Here is a 21,579-nt window from a genome sequence, read left to right as displayed (position 1 = left end):
TCTCTCGTGGTGCCTCAGTGTGTCAGTGACCCATGCCCAGGCCGCCGTCGACGGGGATGACGGCTCCCGTGATGTACGACGCGTCGTCGCTCGCCAGGAACCGTACGACCCGTGCGATCTCGAGGGGTGAGGCCTGCCGGCCGAGCGGGATGCTCTTGCGGATGTTCTCCTGCTGCGCCTGGTCGAGCGCCGCCGTCATGTCGGTCTCCACGAACCCCGGCGCGACCACGTTCACCGTGATGCCGCGCGAGGCCAGCTCGCGTGCGAGGGACCGGCCGAATCCGATCAGACCGGCCTTGGACGCGGCGTAGTTGGTCTGGCCGGCCGAGCCCAGCAGCGCCACCACCGAGGAGATCAGGATGATGCGGCCGCGCCGCAGCCTGAGCATCGGCCGGACCGCCCGTTTGGCGACGCGGTAGGCCCCGGTCAGGTTGGTGTCGATGACGTCGGCGAAGGCCTCTTCCTTCATCATCGGCAGCAGGGTGTCCCGGGTGACGCCCGCGTTGGCGACGACGACCTCGACCGGGCCGTGCTCGGCCTCGGCCTTCTCGAAGGCGGCCTCGACGTCCGCCATGCTCGTCACGTCGCAGCGGACGCCGAACAGCCCCTCGGGCGGCTCTCCTGATCGGTAGGTGACGGCGACCGCGTCTCCGGCGGCGGCGAGCTCGCGGGCGATCGCGAGGCCGATGCCGCGATTCCCACCAGTGACGAGAACAGAGCGAACCATGCAAGCGACGGTATCGGCTACCCGGGGGTAGGCCACTTGTCCGCTGAGCACAAGATCACAGGGTTAGGATCGTGGACATGCGCCAGATCGACGCCGACTTCCTCGCCCTGCCGCTCAGGCGCCTGGCGGACGCCGCCCTGCAGCGCGCCCGCGATCTCGGAGCGGAACACGCCTCCTTCCGGCTGGAACGGGTGCGTGCCGAGACTCTGCGGCTGTTCGACGCCCGGCTCGAAGGCGCCGTGGACGCCGACGACCTCGGCTTCGCCGTACGGGTGGTGAAGGACGGCACGTGGGGGTTCGCCTCGGGGATCGAGCTGACCCCGGAGGCCGCCGTGCTCGCCGCGGAGGAGGCCGTGCGGGTGGCGGCGGTGAGCGCGCCCATCAACAGGGAACCCGTCGAGCTCGCGCCCGAGCCGGTCTACGCCGACGTGACGTGGGTGTCGTCCTACGAGATCGACCCGTTCGAGGTGCCGCTCTCGGAGAAGACGGCGCTGCTCGGCGACTGGTCGGCGGGAATGCTCGGCCGGGTGGACCACGTCTCGGCCCACCTGATGCAGGTCAAGGAGCAGAAGTTCTACGCCGACTCGGCCGGCACCGTCACCACCCAGCAGCGGGTCAGGGTCCATCCCGTGCTGACCGCGATGAAGGGCGACGGCGAGCGCTTCGACGACATGCGCACGCTCGCGCCTCCCGTGGGACGCGGGTACGAGTACCTGACCGGCGTCGGCTGGGACTTCCCCGCCGAGATCGCCGAGATCCCCGAACTGCTGGCGGAGAAGCTGAAGGCGCCCTCGGTCGAGCCGGGGACGTACGACCTGGTGGTCCATCCGTCCAACCTGTGGCTGACCATCCACGAGTCGATCGGGCACGCGACCGAGCTGGACCGCGCCCTCGGCTACGAGGCGGCCTACGCGGGAACGTCGTTCGCCACGTTCGACAAGCTGGGCAACCTGCACTACGGATCTCCCGTGATGAACGTCGTCGGCGATCGCACGGCCGAGCACGGCCTGGCCACGATCGGGTGGGACGACGAGGGCGTTGCCGGCCAGTCGTTCGACATCGTCAGCGGGGGAACGCTGGTCGGCTACCAGCTCGACCGGAGAATGGCGCTGCTCAAGGGGCTCGGCCGCTCGAACGGCTGCGCGTTCGCCGACTCCCCAGGGCACGTGCCGATCCAGCGGATGGCCAACGTGTCGCTGCGGCCGGCCGAGGACGGCCCCGCCACCGAGGAGCTGATCTCCCGGGTCGAGCGCGGCGTCTACATCGTGGGCGACAAGAGCTGGTCGATCGACATGCAGCGATACAACTTCCAGTTCACGGCGCAGAGGTTCTACCTGATCGAGAACGGCCGGCTCTCCGGGCAGCTGCGCGACGTGGCCTACCAGGCGACGACGACGGACTTCTGGCGGTCGATGGAGGCCGTCGGCGGGCCGGAGACGTACGTGCTCGGCGGCGCGTTCAACTGCGGCAAGGGGCAGCCGGGCCAGATCGCGCCGGTGAGCCACGGCGCTCCTTCCGCGCTGCTGCGCGGCGTGCGGATCCTCAACACCGTCCAGGAGGGTGGCAAGTGAGCGACGTGGTGACCACACCGCAGGAGACGGTGGAGCGCGCGCTCGCGATGAGCGGGGCCGACGACCGCATCGTGATCGCGGACGAGGGTTCCACCGCCAACCTGCGCTTCGCCGGCAACACGCTGACCACGAACGGCGTCGCCCGTTCGTCGCGGCTCACCGTGATCTCGGTCGTCGGGCGTGGCGTGGGCGTGGTGTCCCGCTCCGCCGTACGGGCCGACCAGCTCGCCGACGTGGTGGCGGCGGCCGACCGGGCCGCGCGCGAGGCGCAGCCGTCCGAGGACGCGCTGCCGCTCGTCGCCGGTACGGCGTCCGCCGGGTGGGACCGGGCGGTCGAGCCGACGACGATCGAGGTGTTCAGCGACTTCGCGCCCGCGCTCGGCCGGTCGTTCGCCGCCGCCGAGACGTCCGGCCGGAGGCTGTACGGCTTCGCCGAGCACACGCTGACGTCGACGTTCGTCGGGTCGTCCACCGGTCTGCGGCTGCGGCACGACCAGCCCACGGGACGGCTGGAGCTCAACGCGAAATCGGGTGACATGTCGCGTTCCGCCTGGACGGGTGTCGCCACCCGGGACTTCCGTGACGTGGACGTGGCCGCGCTCGACGCCACGCTGGCCCAGCGGCTGGAGTGGGCCAAGCGCCGGATCGCCCTGGACGCCGGGCGGTACGAGACGATCCTGCCGCCCACCGCCGTCGCCGATCTGATGATCTATACGTACTGGTCGGCCGGCGCCCGTGACGCGGCCGACGGGCGGACGGTTTTCTCCAGGCCGGGCGGCGGCACGCGGGTCGGCGAGCGGCTGTCGGAGCTGCCGCTGCGGCTCTACAGCGACCCCGCGCATCCCGGCATCGAGTGCGCGCCGTTCGTGGTCGCGCACACCTCCAGCCGGGAGGACTCGGTGTTCGACAACGGCCTCGCGCTCGGCGCAACCGACTGGATCTCCGGCGGCACGCTGACCGGTCTCGTGCAGACCCGGCACTCCGCCGGGCTGACCGGGCTGGCCGCCACCCCGCGCATCGACAACCTCGTCATGACGGGGCCGGAGGGAGGCCGCTCCCTGGAGGAGATGATCTCCGGCACCCAGCGCGGCCTGCTGCTGACCTGCCTGTGGTACATCCGCGAGGTCGATCCGCAGACGCTGCTGCTGACCGGCCTGACCAGGGACGGCGTTTATCTCGTTGAGGACGGCGAGGTCGTCGGGGAGGTCAACAACTTCCGATTCAACGAGTCACCGGTCGACCTGCTCGGCCGTCTGACCGAGGTGGGCGCGAGCGGGCAGACGCTGCCCCGGGAGTGGAGCGACTACTTCACCCGCGCCGTCATGCCGCCGGTACGCGTGCCCGACTTCAACATGTCGACGGTGAGCCGGGCGAACTGATCGGCCGCGGTCGCCGGGCCGGATCAGCCCGCGTCTTCGAGGCGGAAGCCCACTTTCATGCCGACCTGGAAGTGGGCCACCTCGCCGTCGACGATCTGCCCGCGTATCTCGGTCACCTCGAACCAGTCCAGGTGCCGCAGGGTCTGGGCGGCCCGCCGGATGCCGTTGCCGATGGCCTGATCGACGCTCTCCGTCGAGGTTCCGACAATCTCGGTCACCCGATAGGTGCGATCCGACATCTTCGTCCTCCTGTGGAGTGTTTCGCCTCTGGTGATCGTATCGCCATATGACCGTCCGCCCCCGGGCGGGTTACGGTGGAGAGCGTGAATCGAAGGCGCGAGTCGCGACGGCACCGGAGCGTCGTTCATCAGGTCACGGACGCCCAACCGTCGCTCACCGATGACATCAGGCGCCGCGAGCGCAGCTATCTGATCAAGATGGGCATCCGGCTGGTCTGTCTCCTCCTCGCGGTGGCCCTACCGGCTCCCTGGCCCGTCAAGCTGCTACTCGTCGCCGGCGCGGTTCTTTTGCCATACGTTGCCGTGATCGGGGCCAATCAACGAGGCAAGGACGTCCCGCCTGTCCAGGACATGACCTCACCTAACCAAAACGAGATACCACGCCATCGACGCGAGATCGGGTCGTGACAAACTCTTGACGCAATCCAAGGGTTAGAGGTGTACAGTTTAGCCAAGCGCTCTGGTCCCCCGTCGGAGCGCTGGTACCGGCGTTCCGGGCCCCCGTCGGAACGCCGATGATGCGGCGCCGGGTGGTTTGCCCCCGTAACCACCCGGCGCCGCCCCCTTTTTCCCGCCCTATCTCAATGCGGTTGTTATTCAGAGTTTTTCGTCCCGATTTTCGAACAATTTTTTGTATTGTCAAGAATCTTCGCGTGTTTCGGCTGTGGCCTTCTCCCAGTCGCCCGCCATGCGGGACAGCAGCTCCAGCGCGTCCGGCGGGGCCGTACCGGCCCCCTGGGCCAGCCCGAGCAGATAGGCCGTCAGCGGCGCCGCCGGCCGGGCGACGCCGTGGGCGACGTCCTTGGTCAGGTCGAGCACAGCGGCCCGGTCCAGCAGGGCGGGGTCCACGCCCAGCTCCCGGCAGACCAGCGCGGTCCATTCCTCCAGCACGTTCACGCCTGCTCCTCGTCTCTCTCTCGCTCCCGGCCCGTCCCGCCGGCCGTCCTGAGGCCGTCGGCCGTCCTGAGATCGCCCATCGTGTCGCAATCGAACCACGGCGCGCGTCCGCCCCGTCCGGCGGGCAGCCGGACCGGCACTGGCCCCAGCGGGCCGAGCAGGCCGCGCAGCGAACCGCCCGTATAGGCGCGCAGTGCGTCCGTGAGCACGGCGGTGCGCCAGGCGCCGGTCAGCCACTGCTCCCTGCCGCCGTCGTCCACGAGTACGGCACCGGCGGCCTCAGCGGCGGCGGCCCGCCGCAGCAGCGCCGTCACGTGCGCGGACTCGAGGAACGGCAGGTCGGCGGCGAGCAGGACCACCCACGCGGCGGTGACCTCGGCGAGGCCCGCGCGCAGCGCCGGGATCGGGCCGGAGCCCGGCGGGTCCTCCCTGGTGAAGATCGCGCGCGTGCGGACGGCCCGGGAGGTGCCACTGTCCGCCGGCGTCCTCTCGGGGCCGACGACGACCAGCGTGCGGGCGCCGGCCACGGCCGCGGCCACCCACTCGATGAGGGGCACGCCGCCGACGAGGGTGCCCGGCTTGTCCAGGCCGCCGAGCCGGCTCGCCCGTCCACCGGCCAGGATCACGGCGTCGTGGCCGATCTCGTCCCGGGCGTCGTCGTTCATGGCCGGTCCCGTGATCAGCCGCCGATGGCCGACATGGGCCGCGCCGGCTGGAGGAAGCCGGGGTCGTCGATGCCGTGCCCGGCCTTCTTGCGCGCCACCGCCGCCGTCCACCGCTCGGCCAGGTCGTCGTCGGAGGCCCCCGAGCGCAGTGCCGTACGGAGATCGGACTCCTCCGTGGCGAACAGGCAGTTGCGGATCTGACCGTCGGCGGTGAGGCGGACGCGGTCGCAGGTGCCGCAGAAGGGGCGGGTGACGGAACCGATCACGCCGACCCGGGCCGGACCACCGTTCACGAGGAACAACTCGGCCGGCGCGCTGCCCCGTGCGGCCGGGTCGTCATCGGTGAGGTCGAAGGAGTCCTTGAGCAGGCCGATGATCTCGTCGGCTGTGACCATGTCCTCACGCCGCCAGCCGTGCTGGGCGTCGAGCGGCATCTGCTCGATGAACCGCAGCTCGTAACCCCGCTCCAGGCAGTAACTCAGCAGCGGGACCGCCTCGGCGTCGTTGATCCCCCGCATCAGCACGGCGTTCACCTTGACCGGGGTGAGCCCGGCCTCGTCGGCCGCCGCCAGGCCGTCGAGCACGTCCCGCAGCCGATCGCGGTGCGCGAGCCGTACGAACACCTCGCGGTCGAGCGTGTCGAGGGAGACGTTGACGCGGTCGAGCCCCGCCTCGGCGAGAACCCCGGCCAGCCGGGCGAGACCGATGCCGTTCGTGGTCAGCGAGATCTGGGGGCGCGGGCGCAGCGCGGCCGCCGCAGCGACGATCTGCGGCAGTTCCCGGCGGAGCAGCGGTTCGCCGCCGGTGAAGCGCACCTCGGTGATGCCCAGCCGCTCCACGCCGAGTCGCACCAGGCGGACGATCTCCTCGGCGGTCAGCAGATCGGGTTTGGGCAGCCAGTCGAGGCCCTCGGGGGGCATACAGTATGTGCAGCGCAGGTTGCACCGGTCAGTCAGCGACACCCGCAGATCGGTCGCGACCCGGCCGAAGGAGTCGACCAGCAAGATGACCTCCCTTGTGCGAGAACCCTCAGCCTACGGCCTGCCGCCGACGGTGCGGCAGTCCACCTGTCCGGGCAACCTCCCCCGCCACACCGGGATTCCCCATGATCGGCATGGCCGGGGCCGATCGGCCGCCTGACCTGGCCGGAGAAAAAATCGGTGGGAAACGACGGGGAATCTCGGCAGAGTGGATCTCGGGAAGAAGGGGATCGACATGCCGAACGAGGTAGCACACAACCTCCTGTCCTGGGCGAGCGAGATCGACGCGGGCACGATCGAGCAGGCCGCCAGAACCGCCCGCCTGCCGATCGTGTCGGGTCACGTGGCGCTCATGCCGGACGCGCACATCGGCATCGGGGCGACCGTCGGGTCCGTGATCCCCACCGAGGGCGCCGTCATCCCGGCAGCGGTCGGCGTCGACATCGGCTGCGGCATGATCGCGACCGAGACGACGCTCACCGCCGCCGACCTGCCCGGCACCCTCGACGCGCTGATGCCACTGGTGGAGCGGCGCATCCCGGCGGGTGTCGGCAAGGGGCACGGCGACCGCGCCGTCGACCGGGCCCTCGGCGAGCTCGGCCTGCCGCACACCGATCTGACCCCCAAGCAGGAGAAGACGGTGGCCACCCAGTTCGGCACGCTCGGGTCCGGCAACCACTTCGTCGAGGTCTGCCTGGACGAGCGGGACCGGGTCTGGACCGTGCTGCACTCCGGCTCGCGCGGCATCGGCAACCAGCTCGCCACCAGGCACATCGTCGAGGCCAAGAAGCTGATGAGGCGGGGTCTCGTCGGGTTGGAGGACCCCGACCTCGCCTACTTCTCGCAGGGGACGCCGGAGTTCAAGGCGTACATCGAGGACATGCTGTGGTCTCAGCGGTACGCCATGGCTTCGCGGGCGCGGATGGACCGGGTGCTGGTCGAGGCCCTGTTCCGCGTCGTCGGCAGGGGCGCCCGGGTGCGGACGATCAACTGCCATCACAACTTCACCCAGATGGAGACGCATCACGGCAGGGAGCTGTGGATCACCCGTAAGGGGGCCATCAAGGCCGACCAAGGTGATGAGGGCGTCATTCCCGGGTCGATGGGGACGAGGTCGTACATCGTGCGCGGCCGCGGCAACCCGGCCTCGTACAACTCCTGCTCACACGGCGCCGGCCGCCGGATGTCGCGGAGCCGGGCCAAGCGGGAGCTGTCGGCCGGGTCGCTCACCGAGGCGATGCGCGGGCGGACCTGGAATGCCGACCGGGCCGCCTCCCTCGTCGACGAGCACCCGGAGGCGTACAAGCCGATCGACCGGGTGATGGCCGATCAGAAGGACCTGGTCGAGATCCGGCACACGCTCCGGCAGGTGTTCAACTACAAGGGCTGATCAGTCGGGGACGACCTCGCGTGGAACCCGGGCTCGATGCTTGAGGCGGCGGCGCCACCGTGTCCCGGACAGGTGGAGGCCGCCGGGAACGGCGCCCGACCGCGTGGCCCGGCTCCACAGGCGCCGGCTCCACAGGCGCCGGCTCCACAGGCGCCGGTTCCACAGGCGCCGGTTCCACGGGGCCCGGCTCCGCGGGGCCCGGCTCCGCGGGGCCCGGTTCGGCACCGCCCGGCGAGAGGAGGTCAGGGCCACAGGCCGGTGAGACGCAAGGCCTGCACGGGTGAGGAGGCGTGCCGTACGCCCGGGACGGGACGACCGTCCCGGTCGAGCAGCCGCCAGCCGCCGAGCTGGACCACGGGGACGCGGCCGTGACGCATGGCCAGGGCGAGCTCGGACAGCGTGCCCCAGGAGCCGCCGATGACGATCACGGCGTCGCCGGAGTTGACGATGATGGTGTTGCGTGCCTCGCCGACCCCGGTGGGGATCACGATGCTCAGGTCGGGGTCGGCGTGCTCACGGTCGGGCCGGGACAGGATGCCGACGACGGTCCCGCCGGCCGAACGCGCCCCGGCGGCGACGGCGGCCATCACGCCGGTGTAGCCGCCGCAGATCACCACCGCACCGCGCTCGGCCAGCAACCTGCCGACCTCACGCGCGTTGCGCTCGTCCTCGCCCGTGCAGTCTCGCGGCCCGCAGACCGACACCTGGATCGCCACCCTGCGATCATGTCATCGGATCCGGCCCGGCCACGTCCTTTCCCAGGAAGGACATCCGCCGGACGGCGGGGACCGCCTGCTCTGGCGCGTCGGCCTACCCGAGTGCCCCGGCGAGCCGGGACAGATACCGGCCCGGGAGGTACGAGGGCGAGCTCGCCGGGTGCCCTCGACACGAGCGGCTCCACACGCGATCAGGGCGGCGCGCCGGAGGCGACGGCGGCCCGGTCGAGCGGGCGATGGCGAGCACGTGGCCGCCGCCGCCGTCGCCCTACCGGCCGTCGCCCTACCGGGGGCGGCGAGCGAGGAGGAATGCGTCGAGGGCGGTACGCCGGCCGTCGCCGGTCTCCACCTCGCGACCACGGGTCTCGGCCCGTACGACCTCCAGGCCGCGACCGTCGATGTCGGACGCGACGTCGTGGGCCGTGTAGAGGACCGCCGGGTCCTGTGGGCCACCGACGCCGTGCTCCAGGTTGTCGCTGTCATGCGCGACCACCAGCAGCAGGCCGCCCGGGGCCACCGCGGCGGCCGCCGCGCGCATGACCTGCCGGCGCAGTTCGGCGCCCACCTGGAAGTAGGCGGAGACCACCAGGTCGTAGCCACCGGCTTCCGGGACGTACTCGCTCAGATCGGCCTCGACGAGCTCCAGCCGGCCGGCGCCTTCACCGAGCCGGTCGGCGGCCAGCACGCGCGCCCGGCGCAGCGCCACCGGGGAGAAGTCGACGGCGGTGGCCGTCCAGCCCCGTTCCGCCAGCCACAGGGCGTTACGCCCCTCCCCCGCGGCGAGGTCCAGCGCACGGCCGGGCGGCAGCTCGGCGGCGATTTCCTCGACCCACCGGTTCGGACCGGCGGACCACAGCAGATCCTTGGTCTCATAGCGGCGATCCCAGTCTGCGCTCTCCACGGTGCCGTCCTCCGCCTCGCTACGCCCGGATGCCGGTCTTCACATCGGGCCGTGTCCCGCCTCGCCCCAGTGTGCCCACCAGGGCGACAAGGCCGTATTCTACAAGGCGTAGAGCAAACAGCGCCGGGTGTCGATCAGACCGGTCACGTCCGTTGACGCCACAGCCGGCATCCAGTTGGCCCGCCATGGCGGCCCAGCTCGGGTTCCCCCTGTCCCGCCGAACCGGATGAAACCATGATGTCTGCACAACCGATCACGAGCGGTGAAGCCAGCGGCCCCCATGCGAACCGGCGTCGCGGGACAACGGTGCCGCGTCTGCTCGCCGCGCTGATGCTGCTCACCGCGCTCGCCGCATGCGGCGGCTCGACCGGGGCGGCCGACCCTCCCGTACGGCTCATCCGGCCATCGTCGGAGTTCCACGGCACGTGGCTGCAGGAGCCGCTGGCCAAGCCCGACGTGACGCTGACCGACACCTCCGGCAAGGCGTTCAAGCTGCGGGAGCGCACGGCGGGGCGCCTCACCCTGCTCTTCTTCGGCTACACCCACTGTCCCGACATCTGCCCGACGACGATGGCCGACCTCGCCTCGGCGCTGCGGGAGATGCCGGCGGCGGACCGGGACAAGATCTCCGTCGTCTTCACCACCACGGATCCCGGCCGGGACACGCCCGAGGTCATCCGGTCGTGGCTGGCGTCGTTCGACTCCTCGTTCGTCGGGCTGACCGGCGATTTCGCCACCATTCAGACGGCGGCCGAATCGGTGGGCATCGCCCTGGAGCGGCCAACGCCCGGGGCCGGCGACTACGAGGTGACCCACGGCGGGCAGATCATCGCCTTCGACGGCGACCACCAGGGCCGGCTGATCTTCAGCTCGGGCACGTCGTCGGCCGAGTTCACGGCGGATCTGCGCAGGCTGCTGGAACGTATTCCGCTCACGGCCCCGAACCCGCCGTCGGCCGCGACCGCACCGTCCACATCGAAGTCGCCGTCGGCGGCGCCGTCGGCCTCTGCGGCCGTACCGTCCTCGGGCTCGGGCGACCTGCGGGTGACGGACGCGTACGTGCCGGAGCCCGCCTCCCCGGACGTCGCCGCCGCCTATTTCACCATCACCAACTCCGGCGGCCGCCCGGCCGTGCTCTCCGGAGTCCGCACCGATGTGTCCGAGATGTCGATGCTGCACGAGACCATGGGCACCAAGATGCGGCATCTCGCCTCGGTCACGGTGCCCCCGCACAGCACGCTGACCTTCAGCCGCGGCCACTACCACGTGATGATCGAATCGCTCACCCGCAGGCTCCGGGAGGGCGACACCGTGAAGCTCACCCTGAGCTTCGAGGACGGGCAGGAGATCACCGTGGACGCTCCCGTCATGTCGGTCGGCTATCGTCCCCCGTCGCCGTCCCAGGGGTGATGAGTGTGACGGGTCCAGGGGGCGATCGGCCGCGCGGCCGGATCAGCAGGCGCGGGCTGCTCGCCGCGACGTCCGCCGCGGGGGCCGCCGCCGTCGCTGGTGCGGTGGGCGGCAACGCCGCCTCGGCCGCGCTGGAAGGAGATCGCGCCCGCCGGGTCGGCGAGCGCTCCATCCCCTTCGACGGCGCTCACCAGGCGGGCGTCCTGGCCCCGGCCGCCGCGCACGGCTGGCTCGCCGGGTTCGACCTGACTCCGGGGGTGACGGCCCGCCAGGTGGAGACGCTGCTGCGCACCTGGACGCGGGACGCCCGGCTGCTGACCCGCGGCGAACCCGTACCCGGCGACGACGCCATGACCACCGGCCACGGCCCCTCCGCACTGACGATCACGGTGGGATTCGGCTCCTCGTTCCTGCGCAAGCTGGGCGTCCCGGTGCCCGGCCCGCTCGCGCCGATCCCGCCCTTCCCCCGGGACGAGCTGGACGAGCGCCGCAGCGGCGGCGACATCGGCGTCCTGCTCACCGCGGGCGACGCGATCGTGGTGGCCCATGCCCTGCGGACGCTCACCCGTACGGCACGCGGCACCGCGCACGTGCGCTGGCAGATGGGCGGGTTCAATCCCGTCGACGGGGTGACCGTCGACCAGGGCACGACCCGGCGCAACCTGATGGGGCAGCTCGACGGCACCGGCAACCCGAAGCCGGGCGATCCGGGGTTCGACGCGTACGTCTTCGCCGGGCCCGACAGCGATCCCGGGTGGCTGCGCGGCGGGACCTACCTGGTCTTCCGGCGCATCCGGATGCTGCTCGATCCGTGGGACGCCCTGTCACGGGAGCGTCAGGAACAGATCATCGGCCGGCGCAAGGACACCGGCGCGCCGCTGTCGGGCGGCGAGGAGTTCACGCCGATCGATCTGGACGCGCAGCGGCCCGGCGGTGGGCTGGCCATCGGCCCGAGCGCCCATGTCCGGCAGGCGTCCCCCGCCTTCAACTCGGGTGCCGTCATCCTGCGGAAGGGATTCTCCTACTTCGACGGCTACCGGCCCGACGGCGCGCCCGACGCCGGGCTGCTGTTCCTGGCCTTCCAGAGCGACCCACGGCACGGGTTCACCCGCATCCAGCAGCGGCTGGCCATGGCCGACGACCTCAGCCGGTTCATCGTCCACGAGTCGAGCGCCCTGTTCGCCGTACCGCCCGGGGCACGCGCGGGCGGATACCTCGCGGAAGACCTGGTGAACGCGCTGCCCGGGTGAGGCCGCGGTACGCCGGCGCGGACGGTCAGGGATGCGGCGTCCAGTGGACGACCTTGGTGTGGGTCATCTCGTCGAGCAGCTCGGGGCCGTACCCGAAGCCGTGACCACTCGCCCCCACCGGCTGGGCCGCACCGCCGGGGGCTCCGCCGAACACGGCGTTGATCTTCACGGTGCCGACCGGCAGCTCCCGCCAGGCCCGCTGCGCGTTGGCCGCCGACGGGGTGAGCACGGTGGCGGCCAGGCCGTACGGCGAGGCGCAGGCGAGGTCGAGCGCCTGGTCGAAGGAGTCCACGACCCGGACGGCCGCGACCGGGCCGAAGGTCTCCGCCCGCATGATCTCCATGTCGTCGGTGCAGCCGCTCAGCACGGTCGCCGGGTAGAAGGCGCCGGGCCCGTCCGGCACCCGGCCTCCCGTCAGCGCGCGGGCGCCCGCCGCCACGGCGGCGCGCACCTGCCGGTCCACGATCTCGCGCTGGGCCCGGTCGACGAGCGGGCCGAGGGTGGTCTCCTCGTCGAGGCCGGGGCCCATCCGCAGCTCCTCCGCCCGCTGCACGAGCGCGGCGAGGAAAGAGTCGGCGACGTCCCGGTGGACGTACACCCGCTCGACCGAGGTGCAGATCTGCCCGGCATTGGCGAAGCAGCCGGTCGCGGCCTGGGCCGAGGCCCACTTCACGTCGACTCCGGCGTCCACGATCAGCGGGTCCTTGCCCCCGTTCTCCAGCAGCGTGCCCGCGCCGGTGCGAGCCGCGGCGGCGGCGATCGAGCGGCCGGTCGCGGTGGAGCCCACGTGGGCCACGAGATCGACGCCGGGGTGCGCGACCAGCGGCTCCCCCGCCCTCCGGTCGCCGGGCACCACGGTGAGCACGCCCGGTGGCAGCTCCGCCGCGATCAGCCCGGCGAGCAGCGCCCCGGTGTGCGCAGTGCGCTCCGACGGCTTGTGCACGACGCAGTCGCCGGTCGCCACGGCCGCGCCGACGAGCCCGCAGGCGATGGCCACCGGGTCGTTCCACGGGGTGATCACCGCGACCACGCCGCGGGGTTCGCGCACCATGAGGTCGGTCGCCGCCCAGGCGCCCTGCAGGCTGCGGCCCCCGTGCAGCGGGCCCAGTTCGGCGTACTGCCTGAGCGTTCCGACGCCGGCCGCGACGCCGCCCCGCGCGTCGCCGATCGGCTTGCCCATCTCCCGGGTGACGAGTTCGGCCAGTTCCGCCGCGCGTGCCTCGACCCGGTCGGCCGCGCGGCGCAGGCATCCGGCCCGGCCGGCCGGGGCCGTACGGGCCCAGCCCCGCCGGGCGCGGCGGGCCGCGGCCACGGCCTGTTCGACGTCCTCAGCGCAGCCGGCCGGCACAGCGCCGACCGGCTCGCCCGTCGCCGGATCGCGAACCGTCAGCCGTTCCGTGCTCGCGCTCGCCGTCCACCCGGCGTCGGTCAGCACCCAGTGATCCCAGTCCCGCACAGCAGCCCCTCCCCGTCGTCGGCGGCCCATGACGGGCCGCGACAGACGGGTTCCCCCGGCGTCCGGCGCCAATCCACCTGCCGCGGCCGGATGCATCGAGGGCGTGGTCCGATATCCCACGCCTTTCGCGGATCATTGACGAGGCCGGGACGGCACGGAAGCCGGTGCTCGGCATGACCTCGGCGATCGCGATGATCCGGCCGGGCCGGGCGTACGGCACCGCGATGATCGAGGTCTCGGCGGCCGACGGGCGCGGATGGTCGCCGACATCACCGGCACCGGGCTCGGCTGCCCGAAACGGCCGGGTGGAACGTCGATGAGGCCGTACTGATGGTCGAGCGAGGGCTCTCGGCGCCGACGAGACCGCCGCGCTGCTGCGCTGCTGCGGTCCGGCGGCGGGCGGCTCGACGCCGGGCCGGCGTACGGCGCGACCTCGGCGCCTGACGCCCGTGACGACCCGCAACTGCGAGATCACGAAAGACGGAACCGCAGGTGGGAGGGGAAGGGTGCGAGTTTCTGCAAGATCACGAAAGAGGTGTGGGCAGGTCGGCGGCGAGGTCTGCGAGAAATTACAAGATCACGGAGGTGGTGGGGTGGGTGGGGTGGGTGGGGTGGGGGGGAGGGGGGTCAGATGGACCTGATCCTGCGTCTGGCCTCGTCGAGGTAGTCGCCGAGCGCCTCGCGGGTGGCGCGCAGCGCGGCGTCCGAGGCGTCGAAGGTGCGCTGCGCGACCCCGACGAAGAGGCAGTCCACGATGAGGAGCTGGCTGATCCTGCTGGCCAGCGCGCCCGGACGGAACGCCGTCTCGCGCCCGGCCGAGATCAGCACGTGGTCGGCCAGTTCCGCCAGCGAGGAGCGCGGGTTGTTGGTGATCGCCACGGTCGCCGCGCCGCCCTTGCTCGCGACCCGCATCGGACCGAGCACGTCGGGTGTCTCTCCGGTGCAGCTCACGCCGACGGCGACGTCGCCCTCGCGCGCCAGCGCCGCGCTGGTCATGGCGAGATGCGCGTCGGTGAAGTAGTGGGCCGGCAGCCCGATCCGCAGCAGCTTCTGCGCCATGTCGGCCGCGACCAGGCCGGAGGCGGCGACCCCGTACACGTCCACCCTGCGGGCACCGACCACGACGTCCACCACCGCGCCGAGGCGGTCGGGGTCGAGCTGGGCCGCCGTGTCGGCGAGTGCCAGGGACTCCGCGTTCGTGACCTTGGCGATCACGTCGGTGAGCGGGTCGTCCGGGGCGAGGTCGCCGGGGACCAGCCGCTCCGGCGCCTGCCTGGCCACGGCCGCCGCGAGGGCGAACCTGAGCTGGGAGTAGCCGGCGAAGCCGAGGGACCGGGCGGTGCGCACGATCGTCGCCTCGCTGATCCCCGACACCGCGCTGATCTCGGTGATCGTGCTTCGCGCGACCATGGCGGGATCGTCGAGGATGAGGCGCGCGACGGTCTGGGCGGCGGGGGTGAGCGAGGGAAGCACCGCACGTACGGTCGCGATGGGGTTCGCCGGCGCCATTGGAGAGCTCGGGGCGGCGCCCTGGTTGTCGATCATCACGTACAGCCTCTCTCAGACCGGGTCAGCTTGTGTGCCGCCGATCGTATGCCTGAGGCAAAGCGTGAAATGGCGTGTTTCGCCAACCAGATGCGGGCCTCATCGATCATGTCGCCTCCTCCGGGCGCGGCGAACGGGACGGCCTCCCAGGGGGTGTGCCGGGGGTGCGCCCGGAGACGGGCCGCCGCCTCACGCCATGCGGACCCTCACCTCCCCGGCGAAGACCTCCTGCGGAAGATTACACATAGATGACACTTTCTTTTTTTTCGTTTACCTGAAAGTTATTTTCTATCAGTGCCGCCATCGCCACCGGTCGAGGGACGGGACCGGGTCCACGACCCGCTCGGCTTCGCGGTGGACCGGACGGGCAGGCGCCCAGGCCGCCGCGCACACCGGACACAACGACGCGGCCGTACGGACGATCGCCGGGTTCCGGCTCGCCGTACGGCCGCGGTGCGGCGGTCTGTCAGCCGAGGACGCAGACGCCGTGGTTGAGCGTGAACGACGGGGGGACCGGGTTGGCGCCCGTGTGCGTGCCGTTGAAGCCGACGTCGACGGACGCCCCGGGCTGGATGACGGAGTTCCACGGAAGCGCGGCGGCGGACACGTAGGTCTCCTCCTGGGACCAGACGGCCGACCATCCGTAGGTGACCTTCTGCCCGGAGTCGGAGAACCTGAAGCGCAGGGTCCAGCCGTCGATCGGGACGGTCCCCACGTTGGTTATCCGCACCTGCGTGCCGAAGCCGCCCTCCCAGCTCCAGGTGCCGTACGTGACCTCACACGCCGGAGGCGGAGTCGGCGACGGGGTCGGCCACGGGTAGGGATCGTGCGCGAGCGAGGAGATCAGGTCCGACGGCCGGCTGAGGTTGCCCGCCGCGTCCTTCGCCACCACGAAGTAGGTGTAGCGGTGGCCGGTGACGACGTCCGTCTCATAGAACCACGTGGTCGTAGGGCTGCCGACCTTGATGTAACCGGTCGCGGTCCGCCGGTAGACGTCGTAACCGGTGACGCCCACGTCGTCGGTCGAGGCGTTCCAGCAGAAGTTCGTCCCGGGGCCGTCGGCGACGCAGTAGTCGCGCAGCCCGGTCGGGCTGGTCGGCGGCGTGACGTCACCCGGGCTCGGGCTGGGAGTGGGGCTCGGCGGCGGTCCCGTCGTCGCGGTGGTGGTGATCAGCAAGGACGGTTCGCTGGTGTTGCCATCGGCGTCCTTGGCCACGACGTAGAAGGTGTAGGAGCGGTTCAGGACGAGAGATCCCACCATGGAGGAGGTCCCGGTCGGGCTCGCCACCTTGACGAAGCCGTCGAGGGTCAGCTGGTAGACCTCGTATCCGGTCACGCCGACGTCGTCGCTGGACGCCGCCCAGCACAGCCCGACCACGCCCACGGTCCCGCCCGGAGGTGCGGGCGGCGGGCAGGCGTACAGCGACTCGGGCCTGCTGGGAATCGCACCGGTGGGCGACCCGCTCGGACTCGGCGTCGGGCTGATGACCGTCGGGCTCGGCGTGGCTTCCAGCCGGGCGCCGAGAGCGGGGTTCGCGGCTGAGCCGAACAGCACGCCGGCGAGGGCCGTGCCCGCCACCCCCGTCCACAGCACCGAACTGCGAAGTCTCAGAAATCTCATAAGAGAGGTTCACCTCGATCTCGATCTGACCCCGGCTCCGGACCGGGCCGGGTCACCCCCCGCAGCGATCATCCGGTCAACCGGCGCACGAGTCAACGGGCCCCCCGGCCTCCGGCGATCTGTGCTGGTGGGGACGTGAAAATTCCAGCCGGGACCCGGGTCGCCACGGCTCCCGATAGACGTGTGGCGGCCGCGCCGCCGCCGCTGCCGCGCTCTGGCTTCCGCTGTCGCCGCGGCAGCGGATCGCCGCCAACGCGGTGATCGCAGCTCGACGCGGCCGACGAGGCCGCGCTGCGTGACGTGATCCGGGAGATCTCCGGCGACACCACGGTCATCATGGTCGCCCATCGGTGGTCCACGGTGGTCCATGCTGAACAGATCGTGGTGCCGGCGGACGGAACGGCGCAGTCGTCCGGAACACACACGGAGCTGCTGCGGAAATCGCCGCTCCACGCCGAGCTGGCGGCTGAGCAGTCGCTGGCGTGACCCGGTCACGGAGTCGGAGGAGGGCACCGGAGTGAACCATGCCGGACTCGGCGGCTCCGGCCGGGGCCGCGTCGACGCGGTGGTGGTCGGTTCCGGCCCCAACGGCCTGGCCGGGGCGCTCGTCCTCGCAGCGGCCGGCCTCGAGGTGCGGGTCTACGAGGCCGCGGACACGATCGGCGGCGGCACCCGCACAGAACAGCTGACCCTGCCCGGCTTCTGGCACGACGTCTGCTCGGCGGTCCATCCGATGGCGCTGGCGTCCCCGTTCTTCCGGGCGTTCGACCTGTCCCGGCACGACGTGCGGCTCCTGCAGCCGGAGATTCCGTACGCCCATCCGCTCGACGGCGGCCGCGCCGCGCTGGCCTGGCGCGACCTGGACCGCACGGCGCAGGGGCTGGGGGCGGACGGCCGGGCGTGGCGGTCGCTGCTCGGCCCCCTGGTGGAACAGTGGCGGCCCCTCGTCGACACGGCGCTGTCCGACTTCCGTAGTCCGCCGCGACATCCCGGTACGGCGCTGCGCATGGCGCTGCGGACCCTGGAACAGGGCTCGGCGCTGTGGGGGGTCCGGTTCCGCGGTGACGCGGCCCCCGCTCTGCTCACGGGCGTCGGCGCGCACGCCATCGCACCGCCCCGGGCGATCGCCCCGGCCGCAGTGGGCCTGGTGCTCGCCGCCCTCGCCCACGCGGTCGGCTGGCCCGTGCCGCGGGGCGGCAGCCACACCATCACCCGGGCGATGGCCGCCGAGCTGACCCGCCTCGGCGGGCGGATCATCACGGGCCGGCGGATCGACAGCCTGGCGGAGCTGCCGCCCGCCCGCGCCGTCCTGCTCGACGTCGCCCCCGCCGGGCTGCTGCGCATCGCCGGTGATCTCCTGCCGGACCGGTACAGCCGCCGGTTGCGCGCCTTCCGCCCCGGCGGCGCCGCCTGCAAGGTCGACTTCGCGCTCTCCGGCCCGGTGCCGTGGGCGTCCCCCGACTGCGCCTGGGCCGGCACACTGCATCTGGTCGGTTCCCGGGCCGAGGCGCTCGCCGCCGAACGGGCGGTCGCCGCCGGCCGGCACGCGCGGCGGCCGTACGTCCTGGCCGTGCAGCCCGGAGTCGTGGACGCCGGGCGCGCGCCCGCCGGTCAGCACGTGCTGTGGACGTACGCGCATGTGCCGAACGGCTCCCTCCTCGACGTCAGCGACCAGATCATCGCCCAGGTGGAACGGTTCGCGCCCGGATTCCGTGATCTGATCCTCGCCAGGCACGTCGTCACCGCCGCGCGGGCGCACCTGCACAACCCCAACTACGTCGGCGGGGACATCTCCGGCGGCGCCGCCGGCCTCTGGCAGATGATCATGCGCCCGGTTCCCCGCTGGGACCCGTACCGCACGCCGCTGCCCGGGGTCTACCTCTGCTCCGCCTCCACCCCGCCGGGCCCGGCGGTGCACGGGATGCCGGGGGTCCACGCCGCCCGCCGGGCGCTGCGCCACCGGTTCGGCATCCACGCCGATCCGCTGGATCTCGTCGCGTCCGCCGTGTCCGGGAACGGATCCGCCGGAAACGGAGAGCACCTGAGGCGACACTAGAATGATCGGACCCCGGCGGCCACGCCGACAGGCACGGCAGGATCCGTCCGTCGCGGAAGGGAAGAGTGACCGATGGCCGAGCCACCCGTCCGATCGACCCTCGCCGAGAAGATCGAGCGGCTCTTCGAGGTCGTCCGGCGCCCGGACCGGGAGCAGTACCGCAACGAAGAGGTCGCCGCCGCCTGCCGGGAGGCGACCGGTGAGAGCTTCTCCACGCCACCTACCTGTGGCAGCTGCGCAACGGCCGCAGGACCAATCCGACCAAACGTCATCTCGAAGCGCTCGCCCGGTTCTTCCAGGTGCCACCGGCCTACTTCTTCGACGACGAGCAGAGCGAGCGGATCGCCGAGGAGCTGGAATTGCTCGGGGCGCTGCGTGACAACGTGGTACGGCAGATCGCCCTGCGCGCCGTCACACTGTCGCCCGAGGGGCTCGACACGATCAGCGACATGATCGACGCGATCAGACGGCGCGAGGCGCGCCGCAAGGGGCTGACGGAGCACGACGGTGATTGATCGAGCTGTCTGGCGCAAGTGCCGGTCGATCGTCGATCGGCTGTCCATCCCGGCGCCCTTCGATCCCGACCTGTTCATCTCCGCGCTCGCCGAGCGGCGCGGCCGGGTCGTCGAGCTGGTGCCGATGCCGGGCCCCGCCGTGCAATGCGGCGCGCTGGTCGCCACCGACGAGGTCGACTACATCTTCTACGCCACCAGCACCACCCGCCTGCACCGGGAGCACATCCTGCTGCACGAGGCCGGGCATCTGCTCTGCGGGCACATCGGCGAGGTCGACCCCGGTCTGCTGCCGGAAATCCTGTTCCCCCACCTCGGCGGCGACCTGATCCGGCGGGTGCTCGGGCGGACCGACTACTCGGCGGCGGAGGAGCAGGAGGCCGAACTGGTCGCCTCGATGATCTCGCAGCGGGCCCGGCGCCGGCCGGCCGGATCGGTCGCCCCCGAGATCGCCGACGGCCTGGCCCGCGTGGGCTCGATCTTCGATAGCCGGTGAACGATGCCGCACTGGCTGAACTAGTGCGCTGTGCGCTCGCCGTCGGGGTCGCCGGCTACAAACTGTTCCGCGTACGCCGTGACCAGCGGGCGCTGGGCCTGCGCTACCTGTCGGCGTTCTTCCTCTGCCTGGTGGTCGCGCGGGTGCGGGAGCGCGCCGCGGAAGCGGCAATCCGCGCCGCGGGCTGATTCCGCCTCCGGCGGATCGGGCGTGGAGCGGTGACCGGTGACCGGTGACGACACCGACGCCATCGCCGGATATGTTTCGTACGGCGGATGTCATGCCTAGCATTATATGCTGGAGTGCATGAATTCTCAGGGCATGACGGAGCAGGCGTTCCTCGTCCTCACCGCGCTGGTGGACGAGCCGCGGCACGGCTACGGGATCGCACAGGAGGTCGAGCGGCTCTCCGCGGGGCGGGTGCAGCTCAAGATCGGCACTCTGTACGGAGTGCTCGACCGGCTGACCGCCGACGAACTGGTCGCACTCGACCGGGAGGAGGCCCACCGGGGACGGCTGCGGCGCTACTACCGGCTCACCGATCGGGGAGCCGGCGCGCTGGAGGCGGAGGCCGTACGGCTCGCCGAGAAGGCACGCTACGCGACGGAACGGCTGCGCGCCCGGCACGCGGAGGGAACGGCATGAGCCCGCTGGAGGATCGCTATCGGCGGGTGCTGCGGCTGCTGCCGCCGAGCTATCGCGCCGAGCGCGAAGAGGAGATGGTCTCGGCCTTCCTGGACGCCTCGGGATCCGCCGTGGGCGACGACGACGCCTGGCCGCGCCTGCCGGAGATCGCCAGCGTGGCCGCGCTCGCGGTGCGGGTCCGCCTGGGCGGCGCCGGCGCGCCGCCGAGGAGCCACGCCTGGGGGCGTGCCGTACGGCTGACCGCCCTGGCCGGGCTGGGCTTCCAGGCGACGATGGGTCTCGTCTATCTGGCGCAGGCGCTGGGTGTCTACGGCGTGCTCGCCCTGCCGTACGCGAACGGCGAGACGCCGATCGGGGAGCCGGCTTCGGCCGAGCGGGCGTGGCACCTTTCCACGGATCTCGCGCCCGCCCTGTGGATCGTCTGCTACGCCGCCCTGACCCGCGGCCGTCCGCGCGTCGCGAAGGTCGCGGCGGTGCTCGGCCTCACCGCGTACACCGCCGATTTCGTCGTGTCATGGACGGGCGCGCCGGAGATGCCGCTGCTCGCCCACTGGGTGAGCCGGTCCCTCATGTTCGTCGTCCCCACGCTCGCCCTGCTGGCCGGCTTCCACCGGGACGTCCCGGCACGCCGCCACCCGGTCCGGGTGACCGCGCTTCCCCTGATCGCCGGTGCTGCGGTCTTCCTCATCATGGTGGCGTCGACCTGGGCCATGGTCACCGCGAGCCGCTCACCGCGGTGGCCCGGCGCGTGGGCATGGGTCTGGCCGTGGCTGCCGCCCTCCGGTCTGGCCTGCCTGGCGCTGCTGGTGGCGGGCGCCGCATATGTCGTGGCGCACCTGTACGCGCCCCGGCGGCGCTCCCCCGCCGTGCCGCTGGCGCTGGTGATCCTGACCGTGCCCGTGGTGTCGTCCCGGTTCTCGTACCTCAACCTGGGCTCGGGCGACCAGGTCACCGCGACGTTGAACACGGTGACCATGGCGCAACTCGTCGCGCTCCTGGTGAGCGGCCTCACGCTCGCCGTGATCGGCGCCAGGACGCCGGCGGCGGAGAACGCGGCCTCACGCGCGGCCTCGTGAGGACGGGCGGCGGCAGCCGCCCGCGGATTTCCCCGACCCCATTTCCG

Annotated in this window: 24 protein-coding genes; 14 read left to right on the top strand and 10 right to left on the bottom strand. The window is 72.0% G+C overall.

The features are described 5' to 3' along the window. Positions 1–22: 22 nt before the first annotated feature. Complete coding sequence (gene fabG, locus ACQP1K_RS12440) at positions 23–727, bottom strand: 3-oxoacyl-ACP reductase FabG (RefSeq protein WP_433501031.1); 705 nt, start codon at positions 725–727, stop codon at positions 23–25. Between the two features lie 77 nt (positions 728–804). On the opposite strand from fabG, the gene ACQP1K_RS12435 reads away from it, so the two are divergent. Both ACQP1K_RS12435 and ACQP1K_RS12430 read left to right on the top strand, forming a co-directional pair. Beyond that, on the top strand, positions 805–2,298 hold the full coding sequence (locus tag ACQP1K_RS12435) for a TldD/PmbA family protein (RefSeq protein ID WP_433501030.1): 1,494 nt from the start codon (positions 805–807) through the stop codon (positions 2,296–2,298). A 47-nt stretch (positions 2,299–2,345) separates the two neighbouring features. Next, a complete protein-coding gene (locus ACQP1K_RS12430; RefSeq protein ID WP_433501548.1) occupies positions 2,346–3,677 on the top strand; it encodes a metallopeptidase TldD-related protein in 1,332 nt (443 codons plus the stop codon). Between the two features lie 23 nt (positions 3,678–3,700). Here ACQP1K_RS12430 and ACQP1K_RS12425 read toward each other — a convergent pair whose 3' ends face one another. Then, a complete protein-coding gene (locus tag ACQP1K_RS12425; protein WP_433501029.1) occupies positions 3,701–3,916 on the bottom strand; it encodes a dodecin in 216 nt (71 codons plus the stop codon). Between the two features lie 84 nt (positions 3,917–4,000). Here ACQP1K_RS12425 and ACQP1K_RS12420 point away from each other — a divergent pair, with 84 nt between their 5' ends. Beyond that, positions 4,001–4,324: a DUF3099 domain-containing protein gene (locus ACQP1K_RS12420; RefSeq protein WP_433501028.1), complete on the top strand. Its 324-nt coding sequence runs from the start codon at positions 4,001–4,003 to the stop codon at positions 4,322–4,324. Positions 4,325–4,555: 231 nt separating this feature from the next. Here the strand turns inward: ACQP1K_RS12420 and ACQP1K_RS12415 are convergent, their stop codons facing one another. Genes ACQP1K_RS12415 through moaA form a run of 3 tightly spaced genes read right to left on the bottom strand, consistent with a single transcriptional unit; the run spans position 4,556 to position 6,482 of the window. Next, on the bottom strand, positions 4,556–4,813 hold the full coding sequence (locus tag ACQP1K_RS12415) for a DUF6457 domain-containing protein (RefSeq protein WP_433501027.1): 258 nt from the start codon (positions 4,811–4,813) through the stop codon (positions 4,556–4,558). Further along, positions 4,810–5,478: a molybdenum cofactor guanylyltransferase gene (gene mobA / locus ACQP1K_RS12410; RefSeq protein ID WP_433501026.1), complete on the bottom strand. Its 669-nt coding sequence runs from the start codon at positions 5,476–5,478 to the stop codon at positions 4,810–4,812. The genes ACQP1K_RS12415 and mobA overlap by 4 nt, the downstream gene beginning before the upstream one ends. Before the next feature lie 14 nt (positions 5,479–5,492). Next, positions 5,493–6,482, bottom strand: coding sequence for a GTP 3',8-cyclase MoaA (moaA, locus tag ACQP1K_RS12405; protein WP_433501025.1), 990 nt, complete (start codon positions 6,480–6,482; stop codon positions 5,493–5,495). Between the two features lie 211 nt (positions 6,483–6,693). On the opposite strand from moaA, the gene ACQP1K_RS12400 reads away from it, so the two are divergent. Further along, a complete protein-coding gene (locus tag ACQP1K_RS12400; protein WP_433501024.1) occupies positions 6,694–7,848 on the top strand; it encodes an RtcB family protein in 1,155 nt (384 codons plus the stop codon). 242 nt (positions 7,849–8,090) lie between these two features. Here the strand turns inward: ACQP1K_RS12400 and ACQP1K_RS12395 are convergent, their stop codons facing one another. Together ACQP1K_RS12395 and ACQP1K_RS12390 are read right to left on the bottom strand one after the other, a co-directional pair. Next, entirely contained in the window at positions 8,091–8,564 is a 474-nt protein-coding gene (locus ACQP1K_RS12395) for a TIGR00725 family protein (protein WP_433501023.1), read from the bottom strand. Positions 8,565–8,847: 283 nt separating this feature from the next. Then, positions 8,848–9,465 (bottom strand): class I SAM-dependent methyltransferase, encoded by a 618-nt coding sequence (locus ACQP1K_RS12390; RefSeq protein WP_433501022.1) that lies wholly within the window; start codon positions 9,463–9,465, stop codon positions 8,848–8,850. A gap of 306 nt (positions 9,466–9,771) precedes the next feature. Here ACQP1K_RS12390 and ACQP1K_RS12385 point away from each other — a divergent pair, with 306 nt between their 5' ends. Beyond that, complete coding sequence (locus tag ACQP1K_RS12385; RefSeq protein WP_433501021.1) at positions 9,772–10,875, top strand: SCO family protein; 1,104 nt, start codon at positions 9,772–9,774, stop codon at positions 10,873–10,875. A 5-nt stretch (positions 10,876–10,880) separates the two neighbouring features. Beyond that, positions 10,881–12,125: a Dyp-type peroxidase gene (locus ACQP1K_RS12380; protein WP_433501020.1), complete on the top strand. Its 1,245-nt coding sequence runs from the start codon at positions 10,881–10,883 to the stop codon at positions 12,123–12,125. Positions 12,126–12,150: 25 nt separating this feature from the next. Here the strand turns inward: ACQP1K_RS12380 and ACQP1K_RS12375 are convergent, their stop codons facing one another. Then, entirely contained in the window at positions 12,151–13,581 is a 1,431-nt protein-coding gene (locus ACQP1K_RS12375) for an aldehyde dehydrogenase family protein (RefSeq protein ID WP_433501019.1), read from the bottom strand. A gap of 173 nt (positions 13,582–13,754) precedes the next feature. On the opposite strand from ACQP1K_RS12375, the gene ACQP1K_RS12370 reads away from it, so the two are divergent. Then, the gene (locus ACQP1K_RS12370) at positions 13,755–13,901 is read left to right on the top strand and encodes a hypothetical protein (protein ID WP_433501018.1); all 147 of its coding nucleotides are present in this window, start codon (positions 13,755–13,757) and stop codon (positions 13,899–13,901) included. 307 nt (positions 13,902–14,208) lie between these two features. On the opposite strand, the gene ACQP1K_RS12365 is transcribed toward ACQP1K_RS12370, so the two are convergent. Beyond that, positions 14,209–15,126, bottom strand: coding sequence for a MurR/RpiR family transcriptional regulator (locus tag ACQP1K_RS12365; RefSeq protein WP_433501017.1), 918 nt, complete (start codon positions 15,124–15,126; stop codon positions 14,209–14,211). A 466-nt stretch (positions 15,127–15,592) separates the two neighbouring features. Then, positions 15,593–16,747 (bottom strand): cellulose binding domain-containing protein, encoded by a 1,155-nt coding sequence (locus ACQP1K_RS12360; protein WP_433501016.1) that lies wholly within the window; start codon positions 16,745–16,747, stop codon positions 15,593–15,595. 300 nt (positions 16,748–17,047) lie between these two features. Between ACQP1K_RS12360 and ACQP1K_RS12355 the strand changes: the two genes are divergently transcribed. From ACQP1K_RS12355 to ACQP1K_RS12325, 7 genes are all read left to right on the top strand, one after another. Then, positions 17,048–17,233, top strand: a complete 186-nt coding sequence (locus ACQP1K_RS12355; RefSeq protein WP_433501015.1) for a hypothetical protein — start codon at positions 17,048–17,050, stop codon at positions 17,231–17,233. 31 nt (positions 17,234–17,264) lie between these two features. Further along, complete coding sequence (locus tag ACQP1K_RS12350; RefSeq protein ID WP_433501014.1) at positions 17,265–18,803, top strand: phytoene desaturase family protein; 1,539 nt, start codon at positions 17,265–17,267, stop codon at positions 18,801–18,803. A 299-nt stretch (positions 18,804–19,102) separates the two neighbouring features. After that, complete coding sequence (locus ACQP1K_RS12345; RefSeq protein ID WP_433501013.1) at positions 19,103–19,318, top strand: hypothetical protein; 216 nt, start codon at positions 19,103–19,105, stop codon at positions 19,316–19,318. Next, the gene (locus ACQP1K_RS12340) at positions 19,311–19,811 is read left to right on the top strand and encodes an ImmA/IrrE family metallo-endopeptidase (protein ID WP_433501012.1); all 501 of its coding nucleotides are present in this window, start codon (positions 19,311–19,313) and stop codon (positions 19,809–19,811) included. The genes ACQP1K_RS12345 and ACQP1K_RS12340 overlap by 8 nt, the downstream gene beginning before the upstream one ends. Then, entirely contained in the window at positions 19,808–19,999 is a 192-nt protein-coding gene (locus ACQP1K_RS12335) for a hypothetical protein (protein WP_433501011.1), read from the top strand. The genes ACQP1K_RS12340 and ACQP1K_RS12335 overlap by 4 nt, the downstream gene beginning before the upstream one ends. Before the next feature lie 118 nt (positions 20,000–20,117). Then, positions 20,118–20,456 carry a PadR family transcriptional regulator gene (locus tag ACQP1K_RS12330; RefSeq protein ID WP_433501010.1) on the top strand — a complete coding sequence of 113 codons (339 nt, stop codon included), beginning with the start codon at positions 20,118–20,120 and terminating at the stop codon, positions 20,454–20,456. Continuing rightward, entirely contained in the window at positions 20,453–21,532 is a 1,080-nt protein-coding gene (locus ACQP1K_RS12325) for a hypothetical protein (RefSeq protein WP_433501009.1), read from the top strand. Before ACQP1K_RS12330 ends, ACQP1K_RS12325 begins: the two co-directional genes overlap by 4 nt. Positions 21,533–21,579: the final 47 nt, after the last annotated feature.

This window comes from Sphaerimonospora sp. CA-214678, assembly GCF_050942215.1.
Taxonomy (GTDB): Bacteria; Actinomycetota; Actinomycetes; order Streptosporangiales; family Streptosporangiaceae; genus Sphaerimonospora.
This window is presented reverse-complemented; position numbering and strand designations above follow the sequence as displayed.

Coding starts and splice junctions, on each gene's coding strand:
- ACQP1K_RS12365 (WP_433501017.1), bottom strand. CDS start 15,126: ATGATCGACAACCAGGGCGCCGCCCCGAGCTCTCCAATGGCGCCGGCG.
- ACQP1K_RS12435 (WP_433501030.1), top strand. CDS start 805: ATGCGCCAGATCGACGCCGACTTCCTCGCCCTGCCGCTCAGGCGCCTG.
- ACQP1K_RS12400 (WP_433501024.1), top strand. CDS start 6,694: ATGCCGAACGAGGTAGCACACAACCTCCTGTCCTGGGCGAGCGAGATC.
- ACQP1K_RS12425 (WP_433501029.1), bottom strand. CDS start 3,916: ATGTCGGATCGCACCTATCGGGTGACCGAGATTGTCGGAACCTCGACG.
- ACQP1K_RS12325 (WP_433501009.1), top strand. CDS start 20,453: ATGAGCCCGCTGGAGGATCGCTATCGGCGGGTGCTGCGGCTGCTGCCG.
- fabG (WP_433501031.1), bottom strand. CDS start 727: ATGGTTCGCTCTGTTCTCGTCACTGGTGGGAATCGCGGCATCGGCCTC.
- ACQP1K_RS12370 (WP_433501018.1), top strand. CDS start 13,755: ATGACCTCGGCGATCGCGATGATCCGGCCGGGCCGGGCGTACGGCACC.
- ACQP1K_RS12330 (WP_433501010.1), top strand. CDS start 20,118: ATGAATTCTCAGGGCATGACGGAGCAGGCGTTCCTCGTCCTCACCGCG.
- ACQP1K_RS12430 (WP_433501548.1), top strand. CDS start 2,346: ATGAGCGGGGCCGACGACCGCATCGTGATCGCGGACGAGGGTTCCACC.
- mobA (WP_433501026.1), bottom strand. CDS start 5,478: ATGAACGACGACGCCCGGGACGAGATCGGCCACGACGCCGTGATCCTG.
- ACQP1K_RS12360 (WP_433501016.1), bottom strand. CDS start 16,747: ATGAGATTTCTGAGACTTCGCAGTTCGGTGCTGTGGACGGGGGTGGCG.